We start from the raw sequence: 19,939 nt of genomic DNA on the forward strand, positions 1-19,939 counted from the left end.
AGAAACCCGTGACCCCAGTCAAAGAGATCCTCAAGACCACCGCTCGGCATGTCGACAGCAACCGCCTGTGGCAATCGCTGATGGACCTGGCCCGCCTCGGTGCCACCGCCAAGGGCGGCGTCTGTCGCCTGGCCCTGACCGACCTCGACCGCCAGGCCCGCGACCTGTTCGTGCAGTGGTGCGAAGCTGCCGGTTGTACGGTCAGCATCGACGCCGTCGGCAACATCTTCGCCCGCCGCCCGGGGCGTAACCCCAAGCTGCCCCCGGTGATGACCGGCAGCCATATCGACACCCAGCCCACGGGCGGCAAGTTCGATGGCTGCTTCGGGGTGATGGCCGGGCTGGAGGTGATACGTACCCTGAACGACCTGGGCGTAGAAACCGAAGCCCCGCTGGAAGTGGTGGTGTGGACCAACGAAGAAGGCTCGCGCTTTGCACCGTGCATGATGGGTTCAGGGGTATTCGCCGGCAAGTTCACCCTGGAGGAAACCCTGGCCAAGCGTGATGCCCAGGGCGTCAGCGTTGGCGAAGCCCTGAACGCTATCGGCTATGCGGGCCCGCGCGCGGTGCTGGGTCACCCGGTCGGGGCCTATTTCGAGGCCCATATCGAACAGGGCCCGATCCTTGAGGACCAGGCCAAGACCATCGGCGTGGTGCTCGGGGCGCTGGGACAGAAGTGGTTCGACCTGACCCTGCGCGGTGTCGAAGCCCACGCGGGGCCGACACCCATGCACCTGCGCAAGGACGCCCTGGTCGGCGCTGCCGCCGTGGTGGAGGCGGTAAACCGTACCGCCCTCGGCCACCAGCCCCATGCCTGTGGCACTGTGGGTTGCCTGCAGGCGTACCCAGGCTCGCGTAACGTGATCCCGGGTGAGGTGCGCATGACCTTGGACTTCCGCCATTTGGAGGGCGAGCAACTGAATGCGATGATCGCCGAGGTGCGCGGGGTGATCGAGGCAACCTGTGCCAAGCATGGCTTGAGCCACGAACTGGTGCCTACGGCCGACTTCCCGGCGTTGTACTTCGACAAAGGCTGTGTCGATGCCGTGCGCGCCTCGGCGCAGGCGCTGGGGTTCCCGCACATGGACATCGTCAGCGGCGCGGGGCATGACGCGATCTTCCTGGCCGAACTAGGGCCAGCGGGGATGATTTTCGTGCCCTGCGAAAACGGTATCAGCCACAACGAAATCGAGAACGCCACGCCCGATGACCTGGCGGCGGGCTGCGCAGTGTTGCTGCGGGCGATGCTGGAGGCGTCGGAAGCGATTGCCAGCGGGCGCTTGGCGGCCTAGCCAGAGATCGGTGTTGCCTGCACGGGCCCTATCGCCGGCAAGCCAGCTCCCACAGGTACAGCGCCGCCCTCAGGCCCGGTGATACCCCTGTGGGCGCTGGCTTGCCGGCGATCAGGCCGGAACAGGCAATGAAAGGCTCGCCAGAAACGCCGCGATCTGCCGCTCACCACGCAGATGCACAACCGGCACCTGCGGCCCGATTGCCTGGCGGTTCGCTTCGATACCTGGGCGATAGCCCCGGTCGAACGTCCACACAAACTTCAGGAAGGTCAGAAACGCCCGGTCCAGCCGCTCTGTGCACCCGGCCGGCAGGTCTGGCCGTGGCTTGTTCATCACACTGCGCAGGATGACCCGCTTCAGGCATGTCAGCCGCGGTGTATCCAGCCAGATGACCAGGTCGGCCCGTGGCAAGCGCAGGTCGAAGGTGCGGCGGCTGTAGTTGCCCTCGCATACCCACGCTTGCCCGCTAACCGCATCGCGTACCCGGCTGCGAAAGGTCTCGGCATCCGGTTCTACCCAACCGGCCTCCCAGAACAACGTGTCGAGGTGTACCACCGACGTCCCAAAGCGGGCGCCGATCTGCCGGGCCAGGGTTGATTTGCCACTGCCGGCGTTGCCCAGAATCACGATGCGTTGCATGGCCAAGTCCTTTTGGAAAACCGGCCATGCTAATTCATCCGGCTGGCTCAAGACAGCCATCACGGCCAATGCGATAGCGCTGCAGGTCCTGCGCCAGGATCAGTTGCCCGTGGTAGTGGGCGAGGGCTTCGTCACGCACGTTGTCGATATTCGGGCTGCGCCGCGGGTCGTTCTGGTAACGGGCGCTGAAGTGCGTCAGCACCAGGTTGCGCACGCCTGCGCTTTCGGCAAAGCGCGCCACCGCCGCCGCGGTACTGTGGCCGAAGGTGACCCCGGTGCGTTCGACCACGGCCTGGGTGAACGTGGCTTCGTGCACCAGCACATCCGCGCCTTGGGCAGCGTCGGCCAGCAGCTCGGGGGTATCGTTGTCGCCGCAGACGATCACCCGCCGCGGTGGCCGGGAAGGGCGCTGGTAGTCGTTGCCGTTCAGCAACTGCTCGCCATACTGTACCGTCAAACCCTTGGCCAGCTCGCCCCACAGCGGGCCACGCGGTATGCCTTCGGCTTCCAGGCGGGGGATGTCCAGGCGCGGTTCGGGGTTGAGTTCGGTGAACACGAACCCGACGCTCGGCACGCGGTGTGACAGCTGAACGGTGGTCACCTGCAGGGTATCGTTGCGCCATTCGACCAACTCTTCCACGGCCAGCAGGCGCAGTTCGAATGGCAGGAAGGTGTCGCTGGCTACCAGGCCCTGGCGTACCCAGTCATGCAGCGCAGCCGGCAGGATCAGCTCCAGCGGTTGGGTACGCCCGCTCATGCCGGCACTGGCCAGCAGGCCGGGCAGGCCGAAGCAATGATCGCCGTGCACGTGGGTGATGAAAATGGCGCGCAGGTCGCGGATCGACAGCGGGGTCCGCAGCAGCTGATGCTGCGTGCCTTCGCCGCAATCGACCAGGTACCAGTGGCTGCCACTGGCTTCGATCAACGCGGTGGCGCTAACATTGCGTGCCTTGGTGGGCACCCCGGCGCAGGTGCCCAGGAACAGCAGGTCCATGTGCAACCTCCTTGATTCAGCCCAGCAGCGGTTTCAGGAAGCTGCGCTCGTAGCTGAGGATGAAGCGTTGCTCTGTAGCTGTGGCTACTGCAGCGACGCATTCCGGGTCGGTTTCGGCCTGCCTGCGGTACTGCTCGTAGGCCGCCAGGCTGGGGAAGCTGAACAGGCAGTACGCGATGTTGTTAGCGCCTTCAGCAGGCAGGAAGTAGCCGTGATGCTGGCCGCCCATGCGCGTGACGAGGCCTATCCACTGGCGTGAATAGGCCTCGAACGCAGGCAGCTGGAAAGGGTCGACGATGTATTTGACGTGGCAGGTGATCAATGTGCTCGCTCCTTCGAGGTATGACGGGCGCACACCTTAGCCGCATTGCCGCCAGCCGTCGACGGCCTGCTAGTCTCCCTGCCGCCATATGAGCTTGCTGGTGTCATACCCTTGCTCCCGGGCGATGGTCAGCAGTTGCTCGCGCTGCTGGTCGGTGACCGCAGGCGTGCGTGAAAGCAGCCACAGGTACTCGCGGTTGGGGTGGCCTACCAACGCCACGCGGTAGTCCTTGTCGTGGTACAGCACCCAGTACTCGCCCTTGGTCAGGCCCGGTGCCAGGCGGCTGAACCAGTTGTCGAAGCGCACCCACAGCTTGTCGGTGCTGCCCGGCTGCTGGGCCTCGGCGATGCCCTTGGCTTCGTTCCACTGGCCGTCCTTTTCCTTGCAGCGGTTGGTCACGTCGATCCGGCCATCCGGGCGCAGGCCATAGTGTGCCTCGGACTGCACGCAGTTGCGCTGGAAGAACATCGGCAGCCGGCCCAGTTCATACCAGGTGCCCTGGTAGCGTTGCAGGTCCACCTGCTGGGTGTGCGGTGGTGCCGGTTGATCGTTGCCGGCGCAGCCGAGCAGCGCCAGGGTCATGCAGGAAAGCAGCAGCGTAGTGCGCAGCGCCATGGTTGACCTCCTTGGAGCGGATAGGGGCTTCCTGTGTTTCGATGCCTGCGCGGGGCAAAAGTTGTATGGGATCACACCACGTCGAATGAACCGGTCTGCACCTGGCCTGCGCGCACGTAGCGGCTGATGATCACACCCTTGGGCGAGACTTGCGACTGCAGCAAGGTAAAGGCCGCTGCTGCTGCGTCATGACCGAACAGGCGTTTGCCGTGGCCGAGTAGCAGCGGGTGGGTCAGCAGTTGCAGTTCATCGACCAGGCCTGCCGCCAGCAGTTGCTGCACCAGGTCGGCGCTGCCCTGGGTCAGCAGGTTGGCGCCGTCCCGTTGCTTGAGCGAGCGTACCGCAGCGGCGATGTCCGTGCCGAGAGCGTGGCTGTTGTGCCAGTCGAGGGTGGCAGGGGTGTGGGTGGCCACATGCTTGGGCACGCTGTTGAACAGGTTGGCGATGGAGAAGTCTTCGGCGTTGTCTTTGATGTTTGGCCAATAGCCGGCAAAAATGTCGTAGGTGCGCCGGCCCAGCAGCAGCTCAAAGGGCTGGCTGAACAATGCCTGCATCGCCTGGCCAAACACTTCCTCGGCGTAGGGCACGATCCAGCCGCCGTAGGCAAAACCGCCGCTGGTGTCTTCCTGCGGGCCGCCGGGAGCTTGCATCACGCCGTCGAGGCTGATGAAGGCGGCTACGATGAGTTTGCGCATGGGGACTCTCCTGTTGGCAGCCCGGTGGCTGCTTTCATGGGTAGTCGAATGGCACCAGGCAGAATCGACACAGGTCTCGAAAGTGATGCAGTTCCTGTGTAGGAGCGGCCTTGTGCCGCGAACGGGCTGCGAAGCAGCCCCAGGATTTCAGCGCAAATGCACAAATTGCCGGGGCTGCTTCGCAGCCCGTTCGCGACACAAGGTCGCTCCTACAAGAGACTGAATTAGCCGATTACAAGGGGCCCGTGCAGGTTTACATCACAGCCAGTAGGTCACCGCCCACCAACCCAGCCCACCCATCACCACGGTATAGGGCAAGGCCATCCACACCATACGCCCGTACGACAGCCGGATCAGCGGCGCAATCGCCGAGGTCAGCAGGAACAGGAACGCTGCCTGCCCATTCGGGGTTGCCACGCTGGGCAGGTTGGTGCCGGTGTTGATCGCCACCGCCAGCGTTTCGAAATGCTCGCGGCTCATGCTGCCATTGAGAAACGCCTGCTTCACCTCGGTGATGTAGATGGTGGCGACGAACACGTTGTCGCTGATCGCCGACAGCAAACCGTTGGCCAGGTAAAGCATGCCCGGTTGCTGTTCGGCCGGCAGCGTCAGCACCCAGCTGATCAATGGGCTGAACAGCTGCTGCTGATGGATAACCGCGACCACGGCGAAAAACACCACCAGCAACGAGGTGAACGGCATGGCGTCCTGGAAGGCGCGGCCTAGCCGGTGTTCATCGGTGATACCGGTAAACGCCGTGATCAGCACGATCACCATCAGGCCGATCAGGCCGACTTCAGCCACATGCAGCCCCAGGCAGACGATCAATATCAGCGCTGCAAACCCTTGCACCCACAGCGCGATGCGCTGGGCCTGGGTACGTGCGGCGTCGTCCTCGGCCGCGTAGGCGGCCAGCACCTGGCGCACCGGCTCGGGCATCAAGGTGCCGTAGCCGAACAGGCGCAGTTTTTCCAGCAGCACACAGGTCAGCAGGCCGGCACCCAGCACTGGCAGCGACACAGGTGCCACCTTGAAGAAGAAGTCGGCGAAGTGCCAACCCATCTCGTGGCCGATCAGCAGGTTCTGTGGCTCGCCCACCAAGGTGCACACGCCACCCAGGGCGGTACCCACTGCGCCGTGCATCAGCAGGCTACGCAGGAAGTCGCGGAACTGGTCGAGGTCTTCGCGGTGCAGGTGGGCGATCTGCTGGTCGCTGTCCACCGCGCTTTCCTCGCGCGGGTTGGCGCCGGACGCGACGCGATGGTACACGGCGTAGAAGCCGACCGCAGCGCTGATGATCACCGCCGTCACGGTCAGCGCATCGAGAAACGCCGACAGAAACGCCGACAGCACACAGAACAGCAACGCCAGAACGGCCTTCGAGCGCACCCCGAGCAAAATGCGCGAAAACAGGAACAGCAGCAGCTCCTTCATGAAATGGATACCGGCGACCATGAACATCAGCAGCAGGATCACCGGGAAGTTGTGCTGCAGTTCCTCGTACAGCGCCTGTGGCGTGGTCATCTGCAACAGCAAGGCTTCGATCAGCAGCAGGCCGCCAGGCATCAGCGGGTAGCACTTCAGCGCCATGCCCAGGGTGAAGATGAATTCGAGCACCAGCGCCCAGCCGGCTGCAACCGGGCCAACGGTAACCAGCAGCAGCGGGTTGAGCACCAGGAACAGGCAGATGACCGCCTTGTACCAAAGCGGCGACTGGCCCAGAAAACCGTGGGCGAGGGCGCCGGACAGGGAGCGTGACATGAATATGTATCCTTATGATTCGGCGATGGCGCACGGTGCCGGATTGGCGCGTCTTAGGCAAGGCGTGCAGTCCCGTTTTTGGCACAAGTACGGCCATCGGGCTGGGTTAACATCCACGCCATGAATCCTTCACCCGCAGGAGTGCCGCCCGTGACCGAGTACAGTGCGTTCAAGGTTGAACTGACCGACAACATCGCCCACGTTCAGATCAACCGCCCGGAAAAGGTCAACGCGATGAACGCGGCCTTCTGGGAAGAGATCATCACTATCTTCCAGTGGGTCGACGACACCGATGCCGTGCGGGCGGTAGTGATCAGTGGTGCCGGCAAGCATTTTTCCGCAGGCATCGACCTGATGATGCTGGCTTCGCTGGCCGGGCAAATGGGCAAGGACGTGGGGCGCAATGCGCGCTTTCTGCGTGGCACCATCCAGCGCCTGCAAGCCTCGTTCACCGCCGTCGACAAATGCCGCAAACCCGTATTGGCGGCCGTGCAGGGTTACTGTATCGGCGGCGCCATCGACCTCATCTCGGCGTGCGACATGCGTTACTGCAGCAGCGACGCGCAGTTCTCGATCAAGGAAATCGACATGGGCATGGCCGCCGACGTCGGCACACTGCAACGTTTGCCACGTATCATTGGCGACGGCATCATGCGTGAGCTGGCCTTCACCGGTCGCAACGTTGCGGCCGACGAGGCCCTGCGCATCGGCCTGGTCAACCGGGTCTATGATGATCAGGCCGCACTGCTGGACGGTGTCTTTGCCATCGCCCGGGAGATTGCTGCAAAATCGCCGATCGCCGTGGCCGGCACCAAGGAAATGCTCAGCTACATGCGTGACCATCGCATCGACGATGGCCTGGACTACATCGCCACCTGGAACGCCGCGATGCTGCAGTCCGAAGACCTGCGCGTGGCCGTGGCGGCGCACATGAGCAAACAGAAACCGACGTTCGCCGACTGATCGGGCCGGGGGACGCGCAGTCAAGGAACCCCCGACATGTCAGCACGCTGGACTACTGCAGTACTCGACCCGCAGATCACCGGGGGCGTGGCCGTGGCCCGCAGCCCGGAAGGGTTTCTGGTGGACGACAACGGCGCGCTGTTTCCCCGCGACTGGCTCAAACGCCAGGACCTCGACGTGTTATGCGAGCACGGCATCGGCCATTTCGACGGCCAGCCGGTGTTCCTGCTGGAGCTGCGCAGCGCCACCGACGTGCCCGGTTGCCACTGGCGTGGCCTGCGGGCATTCATGCTCGAAGGCGACTTCGACACCTACAAAATACTGGGTTATGCCGCGCAGATCGGCACCTGGGCCCGCGAGCACCGTTTCTGCGGCAGCTGCGGCCAGGCGATGACGCAAATTCGCTGGGAGCGGGCGATGTACTGCCAGCCATGCGACCTGCGCAGCTATCCGCGTATTTCGCCGAGCATGATCGTGCTGGTGACCCGTGGCGATGAAATCTTGCTGGCGCGCTCGCCGCGCTTCGTCACCGGGGTGTACAGCACCTTGGCGGGCTTTGCCGAGCCGGGTGAGTCGGCAGAAGACTGCCTGGTGCGCGAAGTGCGTGAAGAGGTGGCGGTGGACGTGCGGAACATCCAGTACGTCGGCAGCCAGTGCTGGCCATTCCCGCACTCGATGATGCTGGGCTTTCATGCCGAATACGCGGGGGGCGATATCGTCATGCAGCCGGACGAGATCGAGGACGCCCAGTGGTTCAGCGTCCACGACCTGCCACCGTTGCCGGCCGGACGGTCGATTGCCCGGTACCTGATCGATCTTTATGTGGCCAGGCGCTTACGCTTGCCCGAACCAGTGCTGCCACGCTAGGCGCACGGTCAAGGCGAGCACCACGGTGATGAACACCGGGCGGATAAATTTGCTGCCGCCACTGATCGCCGTGCGTGCGCCAAAAAAGGCACCAACCATGACCGACAGGCCCATGCACAGGCCGACGACGTAATCCACCTGCCCGGAAATGATGAACACCGTCAGCGCCGCGATGTTGCTGACGAAGTTCATGCTACGCGCCACGCCGCTGGCGCGGACCAGGTCGATGGGGTACAGCAGCAGGGTGCTGACCGTCCAGAACGCCCCGGTACCCGGGCCGGCTACGCCGTCGTAGAAGCCCAGGGTGAAGCCCTGCGGCACTTGCCACTTCTTCTTGATCGGCGCATCGGCATCCAGCGGCGCCTTGGGTGTGCCGCCGAACAGCAGGTAGATACCACAAGCGAAGACGATCACTGGCAGCATCTTGTTCAGCCATTCGGCTGGCATGTAGTGGGCGATGACCGCACCTAGCAACGCCCCGGTCAGGGTAGCGAACAACGCCGGGCGCCACTGCGCGGGGTGGAACAGTTTGCGCTTGTAGTAGGTGAAACCTGCGGTGGCCGAACCGAAGGTGGAACTGAGCTTGTTGGTGCCCAGCACCAGGTGCGGTGGCATGCCGGCGGTGAGCAAGGCCGGGGTGGTGAGCAGGCCCCCGCCACCGGCGATGGCATCGATGAAACCGGCGACGAAGGCGACCAGGGCCAGGATCAGCAGGGTTAAGGGTTCTACGGTGAGTTCGAAGGGCATGGGAGGCTTTCAAGCTGAAGGGCAGGTTGCGTCAAATGGCCGCAAAAGAACCGCCATGGTAATACTTGGTGCCTGCGGTTGTCAGTCTCTCGATTTGTTTAATTGACTCAACATCCAGACCTCATGCGTTTACCGGCTCGAACGGCTCAGTCATCAAATTTTTCCCATGACTCTCGTATCGCCGGACCTGCCTCCTGTGGGTTGAGTGGTTGGGGTTTAAGCTTATCTAGCCTTTGGGTGTACCTTGCAATCTTTGCATACGAGCCCTCTAGTCTTAGTTGCTCTTCGAAGGCTAGGTATTTTGTGTTATCGAGTTCGTCGACATTTATTGGTAAGGACTCCGGCCCTTCAAAGTGGCGTCGGGTGTCAGTGCCAGCGTCTTTAATGCTTTTGATGTTTTGGTTGTGCTCGGGGATTCTTGCGAGCGCTTTAAAATGTTTTTGCTCGGCGTCCGGATGACCAAGTATAAAGCCGTATTGCGCCTTCAGCTCTGCGTTTGTTTCAATTGCCGCGGTGGCTGCGGCGCGATAGTCGGGCTCCTGTTTTTTGAAAAGAGTCCTTACCGCTGTGCCTGCTTGCGTAATCGACGCCTTGATGGCTTTCCACGTGTGTCCCGAAGGATCATGGCGATTTATAGGGTCTCCCATGCAGTAAGCGTAAGCGTTAAGCGTACGGTTCCTGAAGGGGCTGAGGCTGTCGGGCGAAAGGAACCGCATTATCTGCGGGCTGAATGCACGATAACCGTTGCCTAGGTGATAGCAGTTTGTGAGCCGATCATAACGTTGCCCGGTGTATCCCAGGATCAGGTCAGTATGGCCGTGCCCATAAGCTGTATAGCTAAGATATTTCCTGCTGTTGCGAGATGAGCTGTTAACTATGGAGCTCTGCGAGTTTTCTGCCAATAGCGTTGTCTCGGCAGAACGCTCCGCCAGAGGAGTGTTAGAGGCTGAAAATATCGTCACGCTTTGGCCGTTGCCAATCTCTGAGGACAGTTGGCCATTTTTGTAGAATAAGCGCTGCTTCCTGTTCTGTGCCATGGTCAGCCTGCTGGTGCGAGTAGTAATGAATTTAAATTACCTTCATGCAAAACAGACAGGCGCGCAACTGGCAGTTCTGCCAGTTGCGTACGCACATAAAATAAGTGTGTTGACAGTGCCGGCCCTTTCGCGGGTGAACCCGCTCCCACAGGTTATATGCACATCTGAAGAATTGTGCAGTACCTGTGGGAGCGGGCGTGCCCGCGAAAGGGCCGGTGCAGGCTAATTACATCAACTACGGATAAACGCCAGCAAATCCGCATTGATCACATCGGCATGGGTAGTCGGCATGCCATGCGGGTAGCCTTTGTAGGTTTTCAGCGTGCCATTGGGCAACAGCCTGGCCGACAGTACCCCGGAATTTTCATAGGGCACGATCTGGTCATCGTCGCCGTGCATCACCAGCACCGGCTGCTGGATGCCCTTCAGGTCCTCGGTGAAATCGGTCTGGGAAAAGGCCACGATGCCATCGTAATGGGCCTTTGCACTGCCGATCATGCCTTGGCGCCACCAGTTGGCGATGATGCCTTCGCTGGCTTCGGCACCGGGTCGGTTGTAGCCATAGAACGGCCCGGCTGGCACATCCCGGTAAAACTGCGCCCGGTTGCTGGCGACCTGGTTCTGGAAATCGTCGAACACCGACTTGGGCAGGCCGCCGGGGTTGCCGGGTGTTTGCACCATCAAGGGCGGTACGGCGGCGATCAGCACGGCTTTGGCCACTTTGTCCTCAGGGTACCGAGCCATGTAACGCACTACCTCGCCACCCCCGGTCGAGTGGCCGACATGTACGGCGCCTTGGGTGCCCAGGTGGCCAACCACGGCGGCTACGTCGTCGGCGTAGTGATCCATGTCGTGGCCGTCCCATACCTGACTGGAGCGGCCATGACCTCGGCGGTCGTGGGCCACCACGCGGTAGCCCTGGGCGAGGAAGAACAGCATCTGCGCGTCCCAGTCATCGGCACTGAGCGGCCAGCCGTGGTGGAAGTGGATCACCGGTGCATCGCGCGGGCCCCAGTCCTTGTAGAAAATCTGTACGCCGTCCTTCGTGGTTACATAGCTCATGGTCGTGTCTCCTGGGTGCAGGAAGCGAAGGGAGCTATTGAGAATAGGAGGGATTTTGTCGGGCATCAGGAAGTTGTGTTGCCTGTGCGGGCCTTTTCGCGGGTGAACCCGCTCTTACACTGTGAGCTCCCTTTCACCCGCGAAGCGGCCCGCACAGGCAATACTGATGCCCTTCAGACGCGGTCGCGCATGCGGTACCAGGCTTTTGCCGCAGCTTCCAAAGGCGCAGCCAGCAGATCTCCCCCGGGGAAGCGTCCATTGTCGATGCCTTGGTACAGCGCCAACAGGTCTTCATCGCCAAGAATGGCATCGCTGACGGCTCGCGCTGCGGCCAGGGTTGGCAGTACGCCATGCCCGGAGAAACCCTGCAACCAATAGCGCTGGCCCTCGTGCCCGACGTCCGGGGTGCGCTGGATGCTGCAATCGATATGGCCGCCCCAGGCATAGTCGATGGCAACACCGGCCAGTTGCGGGAACACCCGCTCCAGGTACGGACGGGTGGCGCTGGCGACGTCCTTGGGAATACCGCCCAGGTAAGTGCAGCCGCCACCGAACAGCAGGCGGTGATCCGGGGTGAGGCGGAAGTAGTCCGGCACGAACTGGTTGTCGATCACGCAACTGTTACGCGGCAGCAGCGACTGGGCGAAGTCGGCGTCCAGTGGCGCCGTTGCCACCTGATAGGAGCCGACCGGCAACAGGCGGCGCGACAGACCACGGTCGAGGCGGTCGATGTAGGCGTTACAGGCCAGCACCAACACCTGGCAGCGCACTTCGCCATTTTCGGTACGGGCGGTATAGCCGTTGCCGTCTTGCTGATAGCTGAGTACCTGGCTCTGTTCATAGATATGCCCGCCACTGGCTTCGATGGTGCTGGCCAGGCCTTGTGCCAGCTTCAGCGGGTTGAGGTGGGCGCCTTTGGCGTCATACAGCGCAGCCTGGTAGCGCGGGCTGTCGATCCATTGTGGCAGCTCGTCGCGGCCGATCAGGCGCAGGGCGTCGTAGCCCCATTTGTGTTCGGCGTCGTGCAGGGCTTCTTCGAGCATTTTCACCCGGCGCGGCAATACCGCAGTCCACAGGCTGCCCTGCCGGTAGTCGATATCGAAGCCGTGGCGTTGTGGCAGTTCGCGCATCTCGTCGGCGGCCCAGCACATGCTGGCCCACAGGCGCCGGGTGCGTTCCACGCCCAAGGCCTTTTCCAGTGGCGGCATGTCGCATGACCAGCCCAGCAGTGCCTGGCCACCGTTGCGCCCGGACGCAGCCCAGGCTACCCGGCTGGCCTCCAGCAGTGTTACGCGTTTGCCTGCCTGGGTCAGGCGCAGGGCGGTATGCAGGCCGCTGAAACCGGCGCCGATGATCAGCACGTCGGTGTCGTGGGTGCCTTGCAGGGTAGGGCGCAGCGGGATGTTGGCGGGGTAGGTCTGGGCGTAGTAGCTGGCGACGTGCTGGGCGGATTGTTTGAACATGCAGAAGCCTCGTGAAAATTATTGTGATTATTTTCATGAAAACTTAGCAGGGAAATTTCATGGTGCCAATGTGTCAGGCAGGGTTTGGTAATTTACCTGTTATCAATATGCTGCCTGAGCTGGCTCTATCGCCGGCAAGCCAGCTCCCACAAGTACCCAATTGGCATCAGCACCTGTATAAGACTTAGGTTCTCAAGATATGCACTGGCTTCAGTCCTTCTACAAGGCTTGTGGGAGCTGGCTTGCCGGCGATAGGGCCTGTAATGCCAGTGCAGAAGCTTCAGGTTGTCGCTTTTTTTCGGGGCTGACGCGGCTTGCTTGCTGCTGACTTGCTTCCGGCTGCTTTGCTTTTCCCACCTCCACCGCGACGCTTCTTCTTCCAGGGCGGCGCTGCACCGGCTGCCGGCCCGCTGATGGTCATGCGCATGCCGCTGCAACGCTCGACCAGCTTGCCCATCCACGCCGACTGTCGGGCCACGAATTCTTCCAGGCTCATCTCGCCGCTTTGCACCATGTCCAGCGCCTGCTCCCAGATCGCCGTGGTGCCAGGGTCGGCGATGGCGCGGGGGACGGCATCAATCAGGCTGAAGGCCGCAGGCGTGGCCGCCAGCGCTTTGCCGTTTTTTACGAGATAGCCGCGGTCGAGCAGGCCCTGGATGATGCTGGCGCGGGTGGCCTCGGTGCCGATGCCGGTGGTTTCTTTCAGCTTCTGCTTCAGGCGCGGGTCGTCCACCAGCTTGGCCACGTTTTTCATTGCCTTGATCAGGTCGCCTTCAGTGAACGGCTTGGGCGGCTGGGTCCACAGGTCTTTCAGTTGCAGGCCTTGGACGGTGCAGTCCTGGCCTTCGCTCAGCGCTGGCAGCACCTGGGCCGGTGGTGCTTCGCGGCCCTTGGCCGGGGTCAGCGCTTCGGGCAGGGCGCGGCGCCAGCCCGGCTCGACGATTTGCTTGCCCACCGCGCGCAGGGCATGGCCGGCGCAGTCGAAGTCGGCCTGGGTGCGATCATATTCGTGGTTGGGCAGGAACTGCGCCAGGTAGCGGGCGCGGATCAGGGTGTACACCGCCTTGTGCTTGGCCGGCAGGCGCGACGGGTCGCTGGCGGCGGCAGTAGGAATGATGCCGTGGTGGGCGCTGACCTTGGCGTCGTTCCACACCCGCGACCGGCGCTGCGGCTCCAGGTGGGGCTGCAGCGGCGCGAGGCCGGCATCGGCCCGTTGCAGGGCGGCGAGGATGGCCGGTGCTTCGGCGTGCTGGCTCAGCGGCAGGTAGCCGCAATCGCTGCGCGGGTAGGTGATGAGCTTGTGGGTTTCGTACAGGGCCTGGGCAATGTCGAGGGTTTCCTGGGCGCCGAGGCCGAACTTTTTCGAGCACAGCTCTTGCAGGGTGCCAAGGTCGAAAAGCAAGGGCGCGGCTTCACGCACGCGCTCGGTGGTCACTTTTACGGCCCGTGCCGTGCCAGCGTTACCGATGGCGGCGGCGGCCTGTTGCGCCAAGCTCTGGTTCAGGCAGCGGCCCTGGTCGTCGCAGGCGTCCTCGGGCGCACGCCACTGGGCGTTGAAAGCTTGTCCTGCATGTTCAAGCTGTACGTCGATGGCCCAGAACGGCACCGGCACGAAGTCGGCGATGCTGCGGTCGCGGTCGACCACCAGGCGCAAGGTGGGGGTTTGCACCCGGCCCACCGGCAGCACACCCTGGTAGCCGGATTGGCGGCCAAGCAGGGTGAACAGCCGGCTCATGTTCATGCCGATGAGCCAGTCGGCGCGAGAGCGGCCCAGCGCCGAGTGATAAAGGTTGAACGTTTCGTGGCCTGGCAGCAGGCGTGCCAGGGCCTTGCGGATGGAGGTGTCGTCGAGCGCCGACAACCAAAGGCGCTGCACCGGGCCGCGGTAGCGGCAATGCTCGACCAGCTCGCGGGCAATCATTTCGCCTTCGCGGTCGGCGTCGGTGGCAATCACCAGCTCCCGCGCTTCGCCCAGCAGGCGCTTCACCGCCTTGAACTGGCTGGCGGTCTTGGGCTTGACCAGCATCTTCCACTTGTCCGGGATGATCGGCAGGTCGGCCAGGTTCCAGCGCTTGTAGCGTTCGTCGTAGCTGTCGGGCGGGGCGGTTTCCAGCAGATGGCCGATGCACCAGGTTACGCAGACGTCAGTGCCTTGCCAGCAGCCGTCGCCCTTGCGGGTGGCGCCTAGCACTTTGGCGATGTCTTTTGCCTGTGAGGGTTTTTCGCAGAGGAACAGGCGCATGGCCGGGGACGCTTCATCGGAGGTGATGGGCACTAGGATGCGCAAGCGGGGGCGCGGAGGCAAGTTTTATCTGGATGGATGTACAGGTTTTTGTCAGGGGAAGTGTTTTGAGCTGTACGGCCCTTTCGCGGGTAAACCCGCTCCCACAGGGCCGCACATTTTTCAGAATGTGTGGGGCGCCTGTGGGGAGGTGATGGATCAGACGCGCGAGTCGCGCACCATGTCCACGTGCGGGATGCCGGCTTCGAGGAATTCCTCGCTGACTATGCGAAAGCCGAGGCGCTCGTAGAACGGCGTGGCGTGCACCTGGGCGCTGAGCATCTGCTGCTTCAGGTCGCGGTTTTGCGCTTCGACGATCACTGCGTTCATCAGCGCGTCACCCACCTTCAGGCCGCGCCAGTCCTTGAGCACCGAGATGCGCCCGATGGTGCCGTCCGCCAGCAGGCGCGCGGTACCAATCGGATAGTCACCCTCCATGGCCAGGAAGTGCAGGGCGTCCTGGTCTTCCGAATCAAACTCCAGCTCTGGCGGAATGTGCTGCTCGGCGACGAACACCGCTTCACGGATACGGCGGATGTCGGCGTTGTCTTTCTGCCAGTCGGCGAGGCGAACGCTGATCTTATTCATTGGCGAATCCCAGGCTCCCTTGTTTGACCAGCTGCTGTAGAAGCATAAGGCCATCTTCGTCCTGCAGCCAGTCTGCGAGGTTGTCGATGTGCAGGGCGTCTGCCGCGCACACCAGCTTCAGCAGCTCGCGCAGCTTGCCTGGCAGCGGGCAGCTGCGGCCGCTGGCGAACAGCAGCAGGTCGTCCTCGAACTCCGACCAGGCCATGCGTGCGCTTGGGTTGCGGATCAGGATGGCGCCTTGCTCGAGGGCGTCCACCAGCTCTTCCTCGCTCAGCTCTTCGCCAACGATCTGCTCGGGGTAGCGCGGCTCGGTCATGAACTGGCCGAACCAGGTCAGCAGCAGGTCCTTGTCGCCCATGTGCTTATCGAGCAGGGCCTTGAGGCGGTCGAGGGCGTCGTGCTGGATCTGGTGGGGGTCGCTGACCGGCTGGGCGTCGGCGTCACTGTAGCGCTCTTCGTCCGGCAGGAACTGGCCGAGGAAGTCGGTGAAGTGGGTCAGCACTTCGGCGGCGCTTGGCGCGCGGAAGCCCACCGAGTAGGTCAGGCAGTCGTCCACGGCCACGCCGTAGTGAGCCAGGCGTGGTGGCAGGTAGAGCATGTCACCTGGCTCCAGGGTCCACTCTTCGCTCTGCTCGAATTCGGCAAGGATGCGCAGGTCGGCGTGCTCCAGCAGCGGGCTGTCGCTGCTGCACATCTGGCCGATCTTCCAGTTGCGCTCGCCGTGGCCTTGCAGCAGGAACACGTCGTAGTTGTCGAAGTGCGGACCAACGCTGCCACCGGGGGCGGCGAAGCTGATCATCACATCGTCGATACGCCAGCTGGGCAGGAAGCGGAAGTTCTCCAGCAGTTCGGCCACTTCCGGGACGAACTGGTCCACCGCTTGTACCAGCAGGGTCCAGTCTTTTTCCGGCAGCTCGGCGAAGGTGTCTTCGTTGAACGGGCCGCGGCGCAGCTCCCACGGGTGGGCGCCGTGCTCGAGCACGATACGCGATTCGACTTCCTCTTCCAGGGCCAGGCCAGCCAGTTCGTCGGGGTCGATCGGGCTGATGAAGTCCGGGAAGGCCTGGCGCACCAGCAGGGGCTTCTTCTGCCAGTAGTCGCGCATGAATTCGCGGGCCGAGATGCCGCCGAGCAGCTGCAGTGGAGTATCAGGATTCATGTTCAACCTATTGAAAAAACGTAATTTTCGTCCGGGAATAAAAACGCCCGGCCAGGCCGGGCGTTGCACGCGACGGTCAGCTTAGATGCGTTTGGCCTGGGCTGCCGCGTTACCGATGTAGGTAGCGGGGGTCAGCTGCTTGAGCTCGGCCTTGGCTTCGGCTGGCATGTCGAGGCCGTCGATGAAGGTGAGCAGCGCGTCCGGGGTGATGCCCTTGCCACGGGTCAGCTCTTTGAGCTTCTCGTAGGGGTTTTCGATGTTGAAGCGGCGCATCACGGTCTGGATCGGCTCGGCCAGCACTTCCCAGCAGGCGTCCAGGTCGGCGGCGATACGGGCTTCGTTGACTTCCAGCTTACCGATGCCTTTCAGGCTGGCTTCGTAGGCAATGACGCTGTGGGCGAAGCCCACGCCCAGGTTGCGCAGCACGGTGGAGTCGGTCAGGTCGCGCTGCCAGCGCGAGATCGGCAGCTTGCTGGCCAGGTGCTGGAACAGCGCGTTGGCGATACCCAGGTTGCCTTCGGAGTTTTCGAAGTCGATCGGGTTGACCTTGTGCGGCATGGTCGACGAGCCGATTTCGCCGGCAACGGTTCTTTGCTTGAAGTAGCCCAGCGAGATGTAGCCCCACACGTCACGGTCGAAGTCGATCAGGATGGTGTTGAAGCGGGCGATGGCGTCGAACAGCTCGGCGATGTAGTCGTGTGGCTCGATCTGGGTGGTGTACGGGTTGAACTGCAAGCCCAGCTCGTCTTCGATGAAGGCGCGGGCGTTCTCTTCCCAGTCGATCTGCGAGTAGGCCGACAGGTGGGCGTTGTAGTTGCCCACGGCGCCGTTGATCTTGCCCAGCAGCGGTACGGCAGCGACCTGGGCGATCTGGCGCTCCAGGCGGTACACGACGTTGGCCAGCTCTTTACCCAGGGTAGTCGGCGAAGCCGGCTGGCCGTGGGTGCGCGACAGCATCGGCACGTCGGCGTGGGCGTGGGCCAGGGCGCGGATGGCGTCGGCGATCTGGCGCATCAGCGGCAGCAGCACGTCGTCACGGCCGGCGCGCAGCATCAGGGCGTGGGACAGGTTGTTGATGTCCTCGCTGGTGCAGGCGAAGTGGATGAACTCGCTGACCTTGGCCAGCTCAGGCAGCTTGGCGGCCTGCTCCTTGAGGAGGTATTCGATCGCCTTGACGTCGTGGTTGGTGGTGCGCTCGATTTCCTTGACGCGCTCGGCGTGCTCAAGTTTGAAATCGGTGGCCAGGTTGTCCAGCAGTGCGTTGGCTTCGGCGGAGAACGCCGGCACTTCGCCGATCTGCGGGTGGGCGGCCAGGCGCTGCAGCCAGCGCACTTCGACCAGGGCGCGGAAACGGATCAGGCCGAATTCGCTGAAAATGGGGCGCAAGGCCTGGGTTTTGCCGGCATAACGGCCGTCTACAGGGGAAACCGCAGTGAGCGAAGAAAGCTGCATGGGGTGTTCTCGGACAGTCAGGCTTTTGGAAGGGCGCATATCATACATGAAAATTGCGCCCAGGTCGGGTGGCTGACCAAAGGTCGGCCCAATTTGGATCTGGTGGCAGGCCCTGTGGGAGCGGGCATGCCCGCGAACACCGGCGTAGCCGGTGCCATACACCGAGTCGCCTGCTTCGCGGCGGTTCGACGCCTCGACGCGCCCGCTCCCACAAAGGGCAGCTCAGCCCGTCAGTTGGGGCTGCGCATCATGTCGTACAGTTCGTTCAGCAGCTTGCGCCGGCTGAACACCAGTTGCCAGCGGTGACCGCCCAGTTGGCGCCACAAGCGTGCGGCGCGGATGCCGGCCAGCAGCAGGGCGCGGATTTTCGACGCGTTGCTGGCCTGCTGCAGGAAGCGCATGTCGCCATGCACCTGAATGCGCTGACGCAAGGTACTCAGGGTGTCCTGGTACAAGGCGCCACTGGAGGCAATGACGTTTTCATGAACAAGGCCAAAATGGTCAGCCTGGGACTGGATTTGCGGCAGGCGGTTGCCGATGGTATCGAGCAGGTCGCCACGCTTGTTCAGCTGGCGCTCCAGCCCCAGCATTGACAGGGCGTAGCGCAGTGGCTCGCGCTGCAGGCTGTTGGGGTCGCGCTCCAGTGCGCCGATCAGCGCGCGGTAGCCGTCGCGCAGGTTCAGGTCGTCACCGCCGAACACCTCGAGGGTGTCCTTGGGGTCACGTACCAGCAGGCTGCCAAGCATGCAACCGATGTTGGCCTCACTGGCCTGGCCGGTGCGGGCGATACGGTCCACCAACACAGCGGCCTGAAACACACCGCCCAACGCAATCAGCTGCTCCTGCAGGTTGCTCATGCGCGCGGGCTCCACGGCTCGGCGGCTTCGATCACGCCGCCGCCCAGGCACACTTCACCGTCGTAGAACACCACCGACTGGCCTGGGGTAACGGCGCGCTGCGGCTCGTCGAACACCGCGCGGTAGCCGCTGGCCGTAAGTTCCAGGGTGCACTGCTGGTCGCTCTGGCGGTAGCGTACCTTGGCGGTGAGCTGACGCGGGCTGCTGAGGTCGATGGGGTTGACCCAGAAGATTTCCGAGGCGAGCAGGGCGCGGGAGAACAGCCAAGGGTGTTCGTTACCCTGGCCGACCACCAGCACATTGCGGGTCAGGTCCTTGTGCAGCACGTACCACGGCTCGTCACCGGCATCCTTCAGGCCGCCGATGCCCAGGCCCTGGCGCTGGCCGATGGTGTGGTACATCAGGCCATGGTGGCGGCTGATCACTTCACCTTCGGTGGTTTCGATGTTGCCCGGCTGGGCTGGCAGGTACTGTTTGAGGAAGTCGCTGAAGCGGCGCTCGCCAATGAAGCAGATGCCGGTGGAGTCTTTTTTCTTGGCGGTGGCCAGGCCGTGCTTTTCGGCGATGGCGCGCACTTGCGGTTTTTCCAGCTCGCCGACCGGGAACAGGGTACGGGCGATTTCCTTGCCGCCGACGGCGTGCAGGAAGTAGCTCTGGTCCTTGTTCGGGTCCAGGCCCTTGAGCAGTTCGGTAAGCCCGTCGGTGTCGCGGCGGCGCACGTAGTGGCCGGTGGCAATCAGGTCGGCACCCAGTGACAGGGCGTAGTCGAGGAACGCCTTGAACTTGATTTCGCGGTTGCAGAGGATGTCCGGGTTGGGCGTGCGGCCGGCCTTGTATTCTTCAAGGAAGTGCTCGAACACGTTGTCCCAGTACTCGGCGGCGAAGTTGGCGGTGTGCAGCTTGATGCCGATGCGGTCGCACACGGCCTGGGCGTCGGCCAGGTCTTCACGGGCGGTGCAGTATTCGGTGCCGTCGTCTTCTTCCCAGTTCTTCATGAACAGCCCTTCCACCTGGTAGCCCTGCTCGATGAGCAGAAGGGCGGAGACGGAAGAGTCCACGCCGCCGGACATGCCGACGATGACGCGGGTCTTGGCGGGGTCTTTGAGTGCTGGGCTGGTCATGGGTACCGGTGTGTATCAAGGGAA

19 protein-coding genes are annotated in these 19,939 nt (G+C 63.0%); 3 read left to right on the forward strand and 16 right to left on the reverse strand.

The features are described from left to right. Positions 1-8: 8 nt before the first annotated feature. Positions 9-1,292, forward strand: a complete 1,284-nt coding sequence (locus tag PP4_RS08755) for a Zn-dependent hydrolase (protein WP_016498831.1) — start codon at positions 9-11, stop codon at positions 1,290-1,292. 111 nt (positions 1,293-1,403) lie between these two features. On the opposite strand, the gene PP4_RS08760 is transcribed toward PP4_RS08755, so the two are convergent. The 6 genes from PP4_RS08760 to nhaB all read right to left on the reverse strand — a co-directional run bounded on the left by PP4_RS08760 (position 1,404) and on the right by nhaB (position 6,318). After that, a complete protein-coding gene (locus tag PP4_RS08760) occupies positions 1,404-1,931 on the reverse strand; it encodes a P-loop NTPase family protein (RefSeq protein WP_016498832.1) in 528 nt (175 codons plus the stop codon). Positions 1,932-1,965: 34 nt separating this feature from the next. Next, entirely contained in the window at positions 1,966-2,925 is a 960-nt protein-coding gene (locus PP4_RS08765) for a ribonuclease Z (protein WP_016498833.1), read from the reverse strand. Between the two features lie 16 nt (positions 2,926-2,941). After that, positions 2,942-3,247: an NIPSNAP family protein gene (locus PP4_RS08770; protein ID WP_016498834.1), complete on the reverse strand. Its 306-nt coding sequence runs from the start codon at positions 3,245-3,247 to the stop codon at positions 2,942-2,944. Positions 3,248-3,316: 69 nt separating this feature from the next. Beyond that, positions 3,317-3,862, reverse strand: coding sequence for a lipocalin family protein (locus tag PP4_RS08775; protein WP_016498835.1), 546 nt, complete (start codon positions 3,860-3,862; stop codon positions 3,317-3,319). Positions 3,863-3,933: 71 nt separating this feature from the next. Continuing rightward, a complete protein-coding gene (locus PP4_RS08780; protein WP_016498836.1) occupies positions 3,934-4,557 on the reverse strand; it encodes a dihydrofolate reductase family protein in 624 nt (207 codons plus the stop codon). Between the two features lie 258 nt (positions 4,558-4,815). After that, positions 4,816-6,318 carry a sodium/proton antiporter NhaB gene (gene nhaB / locus PP4_RS08785; RefSeq protein WP_016498837.1) on the reverse strand — a complete coding sequence of 501 codons (1,503 nt, stop codon included), beginning with the start codon at positions 6,316-6,318 and terminating at the stop codon, positions 4,816-4,818. Between the two features lie 150 nt (positions 6,319-6,468). Here nhaB and PP4_RS08790 point away from each other — a divergent pair, with 150 nt between their 5' ends. Then, positions 6,469-7,281, forward strand: a complete 813-nt coding sequence (locus PP4_RS08790) for a crotonase/enoyl-CoA hydratase family protein (protein ID WP_016498838.1) — start codon at positions 6,469-6,471, stop codon at positions 7,279-7,281. Between the two features lie 36 nt (positions 7,282-7,317). Continuing rightward, positions 7,318-8,148 (forward strand): NAD(+) diphosphatase, encoded by an 831-nt coding sequence (nudC, locus tag PP4_RS08795; RefSeq protein WP_016498839.1) that lies wholly within the window; start codon positions 7,318-7,320, stop codon positions 8,146-8,148. Here nudC and PP4_RS08800 read toward each other — a convergent pair. The 10 genes from PP4_RS08800 to mnmA all read right to left on the reverse strand — a co-directional run bounded on the left by PP4_RS08800 (position 8,116) and on the right by mnmA (position 19,915). Then, positions 8,116-8,895: a TSUP family transporter gene (locus PP4_RS08800; RefSeq protein ID WP_016498840.1), complete on the reverse strand. Its 780-nt coding sequence runs from the start codon at positions 8,893-8,895 to the stop codon at positions 8,116-8,118. The two genes, nudC and PP4_RS08800, sit on opposite strands and share 33 nt — an antisense overlap. Before the next feature lie 146 nt (positions 8,896-9,041). Then, positions 9,042-9,932 (reverse strand): RHS repeat-associated core domain-containing protein, encoded by an 891-nt coding sequence (locus PP4_RS08805; protein ID WP_016498841.1) that lies wholly within the window; start codon positions 9,930-9,932, stop codon positions 9,042-9,044. A gap of 231 nt (positions 9,933-10,163) precedes the next feature. After that, a complete protein-coding gene (locus PP4_RS08810) occupies positions 10,164-10,994 on the reverse strand; it encodes an alpha/beta fold hydrolase (protein WP_016498842.1) in 831 nt (276 codons plus the stop codon). Positions 10,995-11,167: 173 nt separating this feature from the next. Then, complete coding sequence (locus tag PP4_RS08815) at positions 11,168-12,457, reverse strand: NAD(P)/FAD-dependent oxidoreductase (protein WP_016498843.1); 1,290 nt, start codon at positions 12,455-12,457, stop codon at positions 11,168-11,170. Positions 12,458-12,737: 280 nt separating this feature from the next. Beyond that, positions 12,738-14,699, reverse strand: a complete 1,962-nt coding sequence (locus tag PP4_RS08820; RefSeq protein WP_016498844.1) for a DNA topoisomerase III — start codon at positions 14,697-14,699, stop codon at positions 12,738-12,740. A 198-nt stretch (positions 14,700-14,897) separates the two neighbouring features. After that, positions 14,898-15,326, reverse strand: a complete 429-nt coding sequence (locus PP4_RS08825; RefSeq protein WP_016498845.1) for a GNAT family N-acetyltransferase — start codon at positions 15,324-15,326, stop codon at positions 14,898-14,900. Next, entirely contained in the window at positions 15,319-16,485 is a 1,167-nt protein-coding gene (locus PP4_RS08830) for a ribosomal protein uL16 3-hydroxylase (protein WP_016498846.1), read from the reverse strand. The genes PP4_RS08825 and PP4_RS08830 overlap by 8 nt, the downstream gene beginning before the upstream one ends. A gap of 81 nt (positions 16,486-16,566) precedes the next feature. Continuing rightward, on the reverse strand, positions 16,567-17,937 hold the full coding sequence (purB, locus tag PP4_RS08835) for an adenylosuccinate lyase (protein WP_041167991.1): 1,371 nt from the start codon (positions 17,935-17,937) through the stop codon (positions 16,567-16,569). Between the two features lie 230 nt (positions 17,938-18,167). Next, positions 18,168-18,794, reverse strand: a complete 627-nt coding sequence (gene hflD, locus PP4_RS08840) for a high frequency lysogenization protein HflD (protein ID WP_016498848.1) — start codon at positions 18,792-18,794, stop codon at positions 18,168-18,170. Beyond that, complete coding sequence (gene mnmA / locus PP4_RS08845) at positions 18,791-19,915, reverse strand: tRNA 2-thiouridine(34) synthase MnmA (protein WP_016498849.1); 1,125 nt, start codon at positions 19,913-19,915, stop codon at positions 18,791-18,793. The genes hflD and mnmA overlap by 4 nt, the downstream gene beginning before the upstream one ends. Positions 19,916-19,939 lie beyond the last annotated feature (24 nt).

This window comes from Pseudomonas putida NBRC 14164 (assembly GCF_000412675.1).
In the GTDB taxonomy this organism is placed as follows: domain Bacteria; phylum Pseudomonadota; class Gammaproteobacteria; order Pseudomonadales; family Pseudomonadaceae; genus Aquipseudomonas; species Aquipseudomonas putida.